The 10,724-nt window shown below is 69.1% G+C and carries 12 protein-coding genes and 1 pseudogene; 10 read left to right on the forward strand and 3 right to left on the reverse strand.

Features of this window, described 5'->3' with window-relative positions:
- Together V6M56_RS12245 and V6M56_RS12250 are read left to right on the forward strand one after the other, a co-directional pair.
- A partial coding sequence (locus tag V6M56_RS12245) for an SDR family NAD(P)-dependent oxidoreductase (protein WP_332684051.1) occupies nucleotides 1-366 on the forward strand: 366 nt, incomplete at its 5' end.
- Nucleotides 367-408: 42 nt separating this feature from the next.
- Nucleotides 409-786, forward strand: a complete 378-nt coding sequence (locus V6M56_RS12250) for a 5-carboxymethyl-2-hydroxymuconate Delta-isomerase (protein ID WP_332684053.1) — start codon at nucleotides 409-411, stop codon at nucleotides 784-786.
- 6 nt (nucleotides 787-792) lie between these two features.
- Here the strand turns inward: V6M56_RS12250 and V6M56_RS12255 are convergent, their stop codons facing one another.
- On the reverse strand, nucleotides 793-1,467 hold the full coding sequence (locus V6M56_RS12255; protein ID WP_332684054.1) for a hypothetical protein: 675 nt from the start codon (nucleotides 1,465-1,467) through the stop codon (nucleotides 793-795).
- 282 nt (nucleotides 1,468-1,749) lie between these two features.
- Between V6M56_RS12255 and V6M56_RS12260 the strand changes: the two genes are divergently transcribed.
- Together V6M56_RS12260 and V6M56_RS12265 are read left to right on the forward strand one after the other, a co-directional pair.
- Entirely contained in the window at nucleotides 1,750-2,409 is a 660-nt protein-coding gene (locus tag V6M56_RS12260) for a hypothetical protein (protein WP_332684056.1), read from the forward strand.
- Nucleotides 2,410-2,512: 103 nt separating this feature from the next.
- Nucleotides 2,513-3,376, forward strand: coding sequence for a sugar phosphate isomerase/epimerase family protein (locus V6M56_RS12265; protein WP_332684057.1), 864 nt, complete (start codon nucleotides 2,513-2,515; stop codon nucleotides 3,374-3,376).
- A 31-nt stretch (nucleotides 3,377-3,407) separates the two neighbouring features.
- Here the strand turns inward: V6M56_RS12265 and V6M56_RS12270 are convergent, their stop codons facing one another.
- On the reverse strand, nucleotides 3,408-4,208 hold the full coding sequence (locus V6M56_RS12270) for a sugar phosphate isomerase/epimerase family protein (RefSeq protein WP_332684059.1): 801 nt from the start codon (nucleotides 4,206-4,208) through the stop codon (nucleotides 3,408-3,410).
- A 167-nt stretch (nucleotides 4,209-4,375) separates the two neighbouring features.
- Here V6M56_RS12270 and V6M56_RS12275 point away from each other — a divergent pair, with 167 nt between their 5' ends.
- A complete protein-coding gene (locus V6M56_RS12275) occupies nucleotides 4,376-5,176 on the forward strand; it encodes a shikimate dehydrogenase family protein (protein WP_332684061.1) in 801 nt (266 codons plus the stop codon).
- 168 nt (nucleotides 5,177-5,344) lie between these two features.
- Here the strand turns inward: V6M56_RS12275 and V6M56_RS12280 are convergent, their stop codons facing one another.
- Complete coding sequence (locus V6M56_RS12280; protein WP_332684062.1) at nucleotides 5,345-6,079, reverse strand: IclR family transcriptional regulator; 735 nt, start codon at nucleotides 6,077-6,079, stop codon at nucleotides 5,345-5,347.
- Between the two features lie 224 nt (nucleotides 6,080-6,303).
- Between V6M56_RS12280 and V6M56_RS12285 the strand changes: the two genes are divergently transcribed.
- The 5 genes and pseudogenes from V6M56_RS12285 to V6M56_RS12305 all read left to right on the forward strand — a co-directional run.
- Nucleotides 6,304-6,924: a nuclear transport factor 2 family protein gene (locus tag V6M56_RS12285; RefSeq protein WP_332684064.1), complete on the forward strand. Its 621-nt coding sequence runs from the start codon at nucleotides 6,304-6,306 to the stop codon at nucleotides 6,922-6,924.
- A gap of 28 nt (nucleotides 6,925-6,952) precedes the next feature.
- Entirely contained in the window at nucleotides 6,953-8,020 is a 1,068-nt protein-coding gene (locus V6M56_RS12290; RefSeq protein ID WP_332684066.1) for a maleylacetate reductase, read from the forward strand.
- A gap of 28 nt (nucleotides 8,021-8,048) precedes the next feature.
- Entirely contained in the window at nucleotides 8,049-8,918 is an 870-nt protein-coding gene (locus V6M56_RS12295) for an intradiol ring-cleavage dioxygenase (RefSeq protein ID WP_332684069.1), read from the forward strand.
- An 82-nt stretch (nucleotides 8,919-9,000) separates the two neighbouring features.
- Nucleotides 9,001-10,035, forward strand: a complete 1,035-nt coding sequence (locus tag V6M56_RS12300; protein ID WP_332684070.1) for a Gfo/Idh/MocA family protein — start codon at nucleotides 9,001-9,003, stop codon at nucleotides 10,033-10,035.
- A 99-nt stretch (nucleotides 10,036-10,134) separates the two neighbouring features.
- A pseudogene (locus tag V6M56_RS12305) lies at nucleotides 10,135-10,724 on the forward strand (hypothetical protein); the annotation flags it as partial.

Here is a 10,724-nt window from a genome sequence, read left to right on the forward strand (position 1 = left end):
CATATGCGCGAGCGCGGCTATGGCCGCATCGTCAATATCGCCTCCATCGCCGGCAAGGAGGGCGGAGCGGGGCTGCCGGCCTATTCGGCCGCCAAGGCGGGCGTGATCGGCTTCACCAAGGCGCTGGCCCGCGAACTGGTCGAGAGCGGGGTGCTCGCCAACTGCATCGCGCCGGTGATCACCGAGACCGATCTGCTCAAGCAGCAGACACCGGAGCACATCGCCGCGGCGCGCGCCAAGATCCCGATGAACCGCTTCCTTCGGGTCGAGGAGATCGCCGCGACCGCCGCTTTCGCGGCCAGCCGCGAATGCAGCTTCACCACCGGCTTCACCTTCGACGTCTCGGGCGGGCGCGCCACTTACTGAAAGTCCGCCGCAGTTCCTCTTTTTCCAGTCCGGAGCCCAGCCATGCCCCATATCACGCTCGAATTCAGCCAGGGGGCCGACCAGGTCGTCGATGTCCCCGCCATCGTCGACGCGGTCCATCGCACGGCGCTGGAGAGCGGCGTCTTTCCCGTCGGCGGCGTGCGCACGTTTGCCCGGATCAGCCCCTGTTCGCGCGTCTTCGACGGTGCGCCCGAGAACGGCTTCCTCCAGATCAGTGTCCGGATCGCGCCCGGCCGCAGCCTCGAGGTCAGGCAGAAGCTGGCGCGCGACCTGCTAGCCGCGGCCGAGGCGCAGGCCGGCGGGCTGTTCGCGCGCGGCCCGGCCGGCATCCAGCTCGAGATCACCGAGTTCGATCCGCAGATGAGCGTTCGCCGCAATACCGCATTGCCGGACGGTTGAGCGGCTTCAGGCGTCGCGCGCGACGGCGCAGGAGAGCCCATAGAGCGAAGTCTCGGACTTGAGCCGGTGCCGTTCGAGCAGGGTCTCGACGTCGTCGAGGGCGGAGCGCAGGGCTTCCCGCGAAAGCCCGCCAAGGAGCAGGACGAGATCGTAGCCGCCGCTGTCCTCGCTTCGCCGCAGCCGCTTCTCCTCGCTGTCGCGATCCGCGACTGCCGCGTCGAAGCCGCCGAGCTGCGCGAAGGCAAGGTATTGGAGGGCAAGCTGGCGCGCGCAGAGCCCGGCGAGCGTCTCGGCAATGGCGGGATCGCCGCCGCCTGCGATCCGCACGCAGGCGGTAAGCCCGGTCAATCCCTCGCCCAGCTCCCAGAGCTTCCGGCACAGGCTGCGATGGACGCGGCCATAGCGCGGCATCAGCCGGCGGGTCCATATGGTCGGCGCATCGAGCCTGGCCAGGTATTCGGGCGTCTCGAAATCAGCGAGCGCGCGCACGTCGAGCACGCAGAAGAAGCGCTGCCCCGGCCCGTCCAGCAGTTCATAGCGCCGGGCGAGGCAAAAGCCCGGCAGGGCAAGGCGCTCGGGCAGGTGCTCGAAAGTATGCCAGCGCAGATATTCCTCGACATGGTCGGCTTCGACGTCGTGCCAGATGCAGAGCATCGCATCGGTTGTCGGCGTGAGCGGCATGGTGGGCTCCGGTCCTTTCAGCAGGGATGCGGGGAGCCCGATGGAAAATGGAAGGCACCGCCGGAATTCTCGTTCGTCAAAATTGGAATACCATACCAGTTTTCATATTGAAATGAGTTCGCGCATATGGTCTTTCCTTATCCGGCCGGCAGCGGCTGCCCAGCCCGAGCCGGCGCTGGAGAAGACGCTTGAGAGGGAGCGCGCATCATGCTGAGCCCGGGCAGCAGCTTCTTCGCGATGTGGAACGGTATCGCACCAGCTTTTTTAGAACAATTCCAATTAATGCATGCCCGCGATCATCTCGGCGAGCATCTGTCCTATCTCGGCGAAGGCGGCATCCTCTGGGCCCGGCGCCATGGTGAGGGGCAAGGCACGCTGCCGCCCTTCTTCGCCTTCTACGCCATGGGCAGCCTTGAGCGGCTGACCGCGCCCGGCGCCGCCGCGCATCAGGTCCATGAGACCGAACTCTTCAAGGCCGTGCGCGAGCATTATCGCGACCGCATCCCGCATCACTGCCGCGTGCTCGGTAGCGCCAGCGCCGGCACCGGCAGCGCGGTCGCGACCTTCCTGGTCGAGCTCGCCGATGGCGCCTCCGGGCGTGCGGCCGATCTCGCCGACCGGTTGACGCGGCTTGCGCCGGTCACCGCCGCCCATCTCGGCGCGGTCGACTGGAGCGTGCCGGTCCGTGCCGGCGGCGTTCCGGCAGCCTGCCCGCCGGGCGACGAGCGTCTCGGCGTCGTCGTCGTCGAGAGCTATTCCCGCCCGGCGCTGGTCCGCGGCTTCGACGCGATCGCCCGGCTGATCGGCGGAGGCGCCGCCGTCGCCGCGGTCCGCGGTGCCGGCCATTACGGGCTGAGCTACGCCCTCGGCTACGCCGAAGTCGAAGCGCTGAAATATCATTGGCGCGACCGCACCGGCCCGCCGGCGGAAGGGCCGCCATAGCGATTGCCGCCGGTCCGCGCCCCCGGCAGCGAACGACCAAGCGAACACCGAGAACGCGGCGCTGCCGCCGCCAACCCATTCCCGACCAGGAACGAGCGCTGCGATGATCAAGGATTTCGACCTGAAGGACCTCTCCATCGCCAACCTGACCGTCGGCGGCGGCGACCCGGTGGCACTGGTCGAGGCTGCCGGGGCGAGCGGCTTCGGCGCCGCCGGCCTGGTGCTGCGCACCGCCATGGCCAGGCCGCTGAGCCATGAGGTGGTCGGCCGGCCGGAGGTCGTCCGCGCGATCAAGGCGGCTTGCGCCGCGACGGGCGTCAGGGTCTTCGATGTCGAGGCCTTCGTGCTGCGGCCCGGCGCCGATCCGGCGAGCTATCGCCCGGCGCTCGAGACCGGCGCCGAGCTCGGCGCGAGCCATATCTCCTCGATCGGCACCGAGCTGATCGGCAATGACAGCTTCCTGTCGGATCAGCAGCGCATCGACCTGTTCGGCGGGCTCTGCGACGAGGCGGCCGCCTTCGGCCTGCATGTCGGCTTCGAATTCATGCGCTATCGCGACGTGCCCGATATGGCGGCGGCGCTCGCCCTGATCGAGGCGGCCGGGCGTGCCAATGCCGGCGTGATCTTCGACGTGCTCCATTTCCACCGCACCAATGGCACGCCGGCGCAGGCGGCCGCCGTCCCGGCCGCGCGCATCGCCTATATCCAGCTCTGCGATGCCGGTGCGACGGTGCCGCCGTTGGAGGGGCTGCCGCTCGAGGCGCGTGGCGGAAGGCTGCATCCCGGCGAGGGCGTCATCGCGCTCGACGCGATCCTCGATGTCCTGCCGGCCGGGCCGCAGCTGGCGATCGAGACGCCGGTCGCAGCCGAGGCGGCGCTGACGCTGAAGGAAAAGGTCGCGAGCGCCGCCGAACATGCCGCCCGCTTCGCCGCCGCCCGCAAGGCGCGCCTCGCGGCGCGTGGCTGAGACGTTCGGCGCTGTTGCGGTCCCCCCTGTCTCAGCCGCGGCTGGCTTCGGCGAGCAGCTTGCGGCAGGCGGCGCCGGCGCGCCGCGCCTTCTCCATGTCGTCGCCGCCATAGGCCGTGCTCGGCGCCTCCATCGCGATCGGCTTGCCTTCCGGCAGGGCTTGCAGGAACGCCTTCAAGGGCAGGCCGCCATCACCGGGATAGAGCCTGGCTGAGCGCGCCTCGCTGCGGATTTCCTCCGGCCCGGGCGAGGCCGCCGGCGCGTCGCAGAGATGGCCATAGGCGATCAGCGCCGGGTCGATCGCCGCGATGTCGGCCGGCGAGCCGCCGGAGCGGTTGAGGTGCAGCGCGTCGATCAGCAGGCCGGCATTGGGCTGCGCCGCGGCCTTCAGGATCTCGTGCGAATAGGCGAGCGAGTTCAGCGCGGTGTAGGGGATGAATTCGAAGCCGACGCCCATCTCGTATTCGCGCGCCATGCCGCAGAGCTCGATCAGGCGCTCGGTCATGCGCTGCCGGTCCGGATCGTTGCCGGCGATCAGCACATTGCGGGCGCCGAGCTCCGCCCCGGCCTCCAGCGCCGGCCGCAAGGCCGGCGCCTTCGTTTCCGGCCAGAGCCAGATCGCCTCGACATCCATCAGCGCGATGCCGGTGGCGGCGAGTTCGGCCTTGACCTGGCGGCGCAGCTTGGCGTCGTGGACGAGCGGGAAGAACGCGGCCTGCGGGGCCGGATCGACGAGGCGGATGCCGACGGCGTCGAAACCGCCGGCCTTGGCGAGCGCGATCAGCTCGAGCGGGCCGGCATGCATGAAGGTGAGATGCGCGAGCGACAGCACGATGGCGACCCCGGGATGGCGGTGGAGCTCGGCTGGCTCTAAACGATGGACAGAGCACGGCGCCGACCGTTCAATAATTTACAGAGTTGAACAAGTTCATATACAGGATCAATCATCAAGTGAGGCGAGGGTGCTCCGCCTTTACCCCGAGGTCGATGGAGAAGGCGATGCTTGAGATGCTGAGCGGTGAGACTCGGATCTTCGTGATCATCGGTCACCCGATCGCGCAGGTGAAATCGCCGGCCGGCGTGACCAGGGGGTTCGCCGAGCGCGGTCTCAACGCGGCGCTGATCCCGATCCATGTCCTGCCCGAGGACGTCGACAGCTTCGTCGCGGCGCTCGGGCCGCTGCAGAATGTCGACGGCATCGTCGCGACGATCCCGCACAAATTCGCCGTCCAGCGCCATTGCGCCACCCTGTCCGACCGGGCCCGGCTGCTGGCCTCGGCCAATGTCGTCCGCCGCGGCCCCGGCGGCGCCTGGCACGGCGATATGCTCGACGGGCTCGGCTTCGTCAGCGCCATGGGCCAGGCCGGCGGCGAGCCGGAGGGCAAGCGCGCTTTGCTGATCGGGGCCGGCGGCGCCGGCAGCGCCATCGGCCTGCAACTCCTCGATTCGGGCGTGGCGGAGCTCGCGGTGCATGACATGGATGCCGGCCGGCGCGACGCGCTGATCGAGCGGCTTTCCAGCGCCCATCCCGGCCGCGTGCGGGCGGGCTCGACCGATCCGGCCGGCTTCGGCGTCATCGCCAACGCGACCCCGGTGGGCATGCGTGCGGGCGACCCGCTGCCGGTCGAGGTCGAAAGGCTGGCGGGGGACATGTTCGTCGGCGACGTCATCACCGTCCCGGAGGTCTCGCCGCTGCTCGAGGCCGCCCGCCGCCTCGGCTGCAAGACCCAGACCGGCATCAACATGTTCCTGGCGCAGCGCGAGCTGATCCTCGACTTCCTCGAGGGCAAGCCGGTCTGAGGCGCCGCTCGACGGAGCCACGCCGTCATTCCGGCCGCAGCGAAGCGGAGCGCCGGAATCCATCGTAGAGTTCGACGCTCTCCGATGGATTCCGGAACGGCGCCGCTTCGCAGCTTGTCCGGAATGACGGTCGCGTTTGGCGGATCGGTTACCGATCCTCAGGCGCCTTCAGCCGAGATGGGCCCGTTCGCGGATCATCGCGACGGCGTCCTCGAGCGCGTTCAGGCAGCGCCGCTTCAGCGCCGCGTCGTAGCGCGCCACCGGCAGGGCGATGTTGACCGCCGCGAGCGGGAAGCCGGAGCGGCTGAGGATCGGGCGCGCCATGCCGGCGATGCCCGGCGTGAATTCCTCGACGACGAAGGCGATGCCGGTCCGAGCCACCTCTGCAAGTTCGGTCTCCAGCGCCGCGACATTGTCGATCGTGCCCGGCGTCACCTTTTCGAACGTGACGCGCGCGAGATAGTCCCGGCGCATTTCCTCGGGCAGGTGTGCCAGCAGCGCCTTGCCGCCCGAGGTGGCGTAGAGCGGCGCGACGTCGCCGATCCGCATCGTGTAGTGCAGCCGGTGGGTGCCGCTGGCGGTCGCCATCACCTCGGAGACGTCGCCCTTCAGCACGTTGAGGGCGCAGGTTTCGCTGGTCGCGCGCGCCGCATCGGCCAGCACGCCTTCGGCGACGCTGACGAGATCGCGCGTCTCGGCGCTGCGCTGGCCGAGCGAGACCACGGCCGGGCCGAGGAAATAGCCTTTGCTGGCCGGGTCGTATTCGAGATAGCCGCGGTTCACCAGGGTCTTGAGCAGTTGCGTCAGGCTGCTCTTCGGGATCGAGAGCTGGGCCGCGATCTGGGTATGGGTCTGGGCGGCGTTCCAGCGGCGCAGATACTCGAACAGGTCGAGCACGCGCATCGCGGATTTCACTGATCCCAACTCGGCCGGTGGCATTGCAGATCCGGTTCTATTCAAATGCGGCGGTCGGCCCGTGGGAGCGCTGCGCGATAGTGAACGCTCGGCCGGGCGGTTTCAATATTCCATTCTGGAGTAGCTTGAGGGGCGCGCATCGAGGCAGCTTTACATTACGAACAAGTTTTCATATGAGAACTTACGGGATTGTTTTGCAAGGGGAGCCGGCGATGAGCGAGGATTGGAGGGAACGTCTGCTGATCCGCGATCTCGTGGAGAACTGGGCGGTCTGGCGAGATGCCGGCGACTGGGCGCGCTTCCGCACCGTCTGGCACGATGACGGGCGGATGATGGCGACCTGGTTCCAGGGCACGGCCGACGAGTTCATCGCGGTCAGCCGCGAGGGCTTCGAGAAGGGCGTCAGCATCCTACATTTCCTCGGCGGCACGGCGATCGACCTTTCGGGCGAGCGCGCCATCGCCCAGACCAAGATGACGATCAACCAGCGCGCCAGCGTCGACGGTGTCGTCTGCGACGTGCTCTGCACCGGCCGCTTCTACGATTTCCTGGAGAAGCGCGACGGCCGCTGGGGCATGGTGCTGCGCCAGCCGATCTATGAGAAGGATCGGCTCGACCCGGTCGATCCGTCTGCCTTCCCGAAGCTCGACAGGGCGCTTCTGGAGAGCTTCCCGATCGGCTACCGGCATCTTGCCTATCTGCAGGCCGGGCTCGGCTTCAAGGTCAAGCCCGACATGCCGGGCCTGACCGGTCCGCTGGTCGCCGATCTCTACCGGCGCGGCCAGGGCTGGCTCGACGGCAAGCCGCTCGAACTGGCGCCCCGCGCCGCCTGAACCTTGTCCCTGCCGGGGAGCATCCGCCATGCACGGGTTCGTCTATCAGGCTTCGCCGGCCCGCATCGTCTTCGGCAGCGGCACGCTGAAACGCCTGCCGGCCGAGGCCGAAAAGCTCGGCCTTCGCCGGCTCCTGGTGCTCACGACGCCGGGGCAGGCGGGGCAGGGCCGGGCGGTCGCGGAACTGCTCGGGCCGGCCGCAGCCGGCGTCTTCGCCGGTGCCGTCATGCACACGCCGGTCTCCGTCACGCGGAAGGCGCTCGCCATTGCCGGGGAACTGGAGGCGGACGGCCTCGTCGCCATCGGCGGCGGTTCGACCACCGGGCTCGGCAAGGCGATCGCGCTGCGCACCGGCCTGCCGCAGATCGTGCTGCCGACGACCTATGCCGGCTCGGAGATGACGCCGATCCTCGGCGAGACGGCCGACGGCGTGAAGAAGACGCAGTCGAGCGCGAAGATCCTGCCGGGGACGGTGATCTACGATGTCGAGCTGACGCTGAGCCTGCCGCCGGCGATCTCCGCCGTCTCCGGGGTCAACGCCATCGCCCATGCCGCCGAGGCGCTCTATGCCCGCGACGGCAACCCGATCGTGGCGCTGATGGCGGAGGAGGGCATTCGCGCGCTGGGCCGCGCCTTGCCGCAGATCGTCGAGGCGCCGCAGGATCGGTCGGCCCGTTCGGATGCGCTCTATGGCGCCTGGCTTTGCGGCATGTGCCTGGGCGCTGTCGGCATGGCGCTGCACCATAAGCTCTGCCACACCCTCGGCGGCAGCTTCGATCTGCCCCATGCCGAGACCCACACCATCGTGCTGCCGCATGCGCTCGCCTACAACGCCCCGGCGGCGCCGCAGGCGATGGCGCGCATCGCCGCCGCGCTCGGCAGCGACGATGCCCTTGCCGGACTCGACGACCTGCTCGAGCGCCTGCAGGTCAAGCGCGGGCTGAAGCAGGTCGGCATGCCGGCCGACGGCATCGACCGGGCTGCCGACCTCGCCATCGCCAATCCCTACTGGAATCCGCGCGTCGTCGAGCGCGCGCCCCTGCGCGAGGTGATCCGCCGTGCCTATGCCGGTGAGCCGCCGCGCGCCGACCTTTAGTTCGTCACTGCCTGTCTGGGAGGGCGCCATGCGCAATTTCGACGAGAACTCGATCACCCAGGCGGTTCTGGACCGCGTTTCGCAGGCGAAGGATGCCCGCCAGCGCCAGATCGGCCAGGCGCTGATCCGCCATCTCCATGCCTTCGTGAAGGAGATCGAGCCGACCATGCCGGAATGGGAGGCGGCGATCGGCTTCCTCACCCGCACCGGCCAGATGTGCGACGACAAGCGCCAGGAGTTCATCCTCCTCTCCGACACGCTCGGCGTCTCGATGCTGGTCGACGCGATCAACCATCGCGATGCTGCCGGCGCGACCGACACCACCGTGCTCGGGCCCTTCTACGTCCAGGGGCCGAGCGAGTTCCCGCTCGGCTCGAACATCTCCGACGGCATGAAGGGCGAGCCGCTCTTCGTCTCCGGCTCGGTCGCCTCCGGCGACGGCACGCCGCTGGCCGGCGCCGCGGTCGATGTCTGGCATTCCGACGAGGACGGCTATTACGACGTCCAGCAGATGGAGGCGCTCGGCGGCCTCTCGATGCGGGCGCGCCTGATCGCCGACGCCGACGGCCGCTTCCATTTCTGGACGATCAAGCCCGCCGCCTATCCGATCCCGCATGACGGGCCGGTCGGCGACATGCTGGGCGCGCAGGACCGCCATCCCTATCGTCCGGCGCATGTCCATTTCATGATCCATGCCGGCGGCCACGATACGCTCGTCACCCATGTCTTCGTCGCCGGCGACAAATATCTCGATTCCGATGTCGTCTTCGGCGTGAAGGACTCCCTGATCCGCGATTTCGTCCTCAATCAGCCGGGCGAGGCGCCTGACGGACGCGCCATGACGAAGCCCTGGTCCAGCCTGCACTACGATTTCCGGCTGAAGCGACAATCGGGCTGAGCGGCTGGCGCAGGGCAGCGACTGGCCAATCCACGACCACTGCGCTTTGCTCGCGGCGCCTCATCGGAATGGAATCAGCTTCATGACAGATCGGCCTCTGCGGCTCGGCGTCCTCGGTGCCGCCAACATCGCCCGCAACTTCATCGCCGGCGTCGCGCCGTCGACGCGGGTTGCGGTCGCGGCGGTGGCGAGCCGGGATCCCGCCAAGGCGGAGGCCTTCGCGCGCGAGACCGGCGTTCCGCGCTTCCACGGTTCCTATGAGGCGCTGCTCGCCGATCCGGAGATCGACGCCGTCTATGTGCCGCTGCCCAACAGCCTGCATGCCGAGTGGGCGATCCGCGCCGTCGAGCACGGCAAGCCGGTGCTGTGCGAGAAGCCGCTGGCGCTGAACGCCGCCGAGGCGCAGGCGATGTTCTCGGCGGCGCGGCGCCATGGCGTCGCGCTCGTCGAGGCTTTCCCCTATCTCGCTCAGGTCCAGACGGCGAAGCTGCGCGAACTCATCGCCGCGGGCGCGATCGGCAAGGTCCGCACGATCCAGTCCGCCTTCGGCATCACCTCGGCCGATCCGGCCAATATCCGGCTGAGCCCGGTGCTCGGCGGCGGCGCGCTGCTCGACGCCGGCAGCTATGCCACCAGCCTGATCCGGATCGTCGCCGGCGCGCGGCCGTCGCGGGTCCATGCCACGGCCCGCTTCGCCGGCAATGGCGTCGACCTGACCACGGTCGCGACGCTCGAATTCGCCAGCGGCCTGCTGGCCCAGATGTCCTGCTCCTTCGAGACCGGCTATCATCGCCACGCGCTGATCACCGGCACGGGCGGCGTGATCGAGACCAATTTCCTCAACCACCCGCCGCGCAGCGGCCCGGCGGTGCTGCAGGTCAAGCGCGGCATCGCCTTCGATGCCGCCTTCGAGCCGCTGGAGGTCCCCGCCGGCAACGGCTTCCTGCGCGAGGCCGAATCCTTCGCCGACATGCTGGCGCACGGCCCGGACCGCTGGACCGGCGCCAGCGAGGCGGAATCGATCGACATCATGGCAACGCTCGACGCCATCGCCACGAGCGCGCGCTCGGGCCAATGGGTCGAGCTGGCGGACGACGCGCCGTCATTGCGAGCGTAAGCGAAGCAATCCAGGGGCCGTCGAGTAAGCCCCCTGGATTGCTTCGTCGCTTTCGCTCCTCGCAATGGCGGTGCCGGCGCACTCGGCCGAAAGGATGACATGCTCAAGGGACAGGCGCTGCTCTCGCTCTGGAACGGCTTCGATCCGGAGCGCCTCGACGAATACGACCTCTGGCACACGCGCGAGCACGTGCCGGAGCGGCTCGCCATTCCCGGCATGCTGCGCGCCCGTCGCTTCCATCGCGGGCAGGGGCCGCTGCCGCCCTTCCTGACGCTCTATGAGCTGGAGTCGAGTGCGGTTCTAGCGAGCCCGCCCTATCGCCGCCTGCTCGAGACGCCGACGCCATGGTCGCAGCGCATGCGGCCCTCCTTCCAGGACTTCTTCCGCGTCGGCCACCGCGTCGTGCTCAGCCGCGGCGGCGGCAGCGGCGGCGCGCTGATGGCGACGACCTTCGACAGCCTCGCCGCGCCCGCCGGAGGCTGGCAGGAGATCGCCGCCCTCGCGCTGCGTGAGACCAGGGCGATCGCGGTCCATGTCCTGGAGAAGGACAGGGCGGTCGCGCCGGTACCCTTCGCCGTGCCGGGCGGCGGGCCTTCCCATGCCGACGGCGCAGCGCTGATGGTGGAGTGCTATGATCGCGGCAGGCTTCCCGGCATTGCCGCTGCGCTCGACGCGGCCTTGGACAGCCG

This window comes from Allobosea sp. (assembly GCF_036675845.1).
Taxonomy (GTDB): Bacteria; Pseudomonadota; Alphaproteobacteria; order Rhizobiales; family Beijerinckiaceae; genus Allobosea.

Coding starts and splice junctions, on each gene's coding strand:
- V6M56_RS12265 (WP_332684057.1), top strand. CDS start 2,513: ATGATCAAGGATTTCGACCTGAAGGACCTCTCCATCGCCAACCTGACC.
- V6M56_RS12290 (WP_332684066.1), top strand. CDS start 6,953: ATGCACGGGTTCGTCTATCAGGCTTCGCCGGCCCGCATCGTCTTCGGC.
- V6M56_RS12295 (WP_332684069.1), top strand. CDS start 8,049: ATGCGCAATTTCGACGAGAACTCGATCACCCAGGCGGTTCTGGACCGC.
- V6M56_RS12250 (WP_332684053.1), top strand. CDS start 409: ATGCCCCATATCACGCTCGAATTCAGCCAGGGGGCCGACCAGGTCGTC.
- V6M56_RS12285 (WP_332684064.1), top strand. CDS start 6,304: ATGAGCGAGGATTGGAGGGAACGTCTGCTGATCCGCGATCTCGTGGAG.
- V6M56_RS12300 (WP_332684070.1), top strand. CDS start 9,001: ATGACAGATCGGCCTCTGCGGCTCGGCGTCCTCGGTGCCGCCAACATC.
- V6M56_RS12275 (WP_332684061.1), top strand. CDS start 4,376: ATGCTTGAGATGCTGAGCGGTGAGACTCGGATCTTCGTGATCATCGGT.
- V6M56_RS12280 (WP_332684062.1), bottom strand. CDS start 6,079: ATGCGCGTGCTCGACCTGTTCGAGTATCTGCGCCGCTGGAACGCCGCC.
- V6M56_RS12260 (WP_332684056.1), top strand. CDS start 1,750: ATGCATGCCCGCGATCATCTCGGCGAGCATCTGTCCTATCTCGGCGAA.
- V6M56_RS12255 (WP_332684054.1), bottom strand. CDS start 1,467: ATGCCGCTCACGCCGACAACCGATGCGATGCTCTGCATCTGGCACGAC.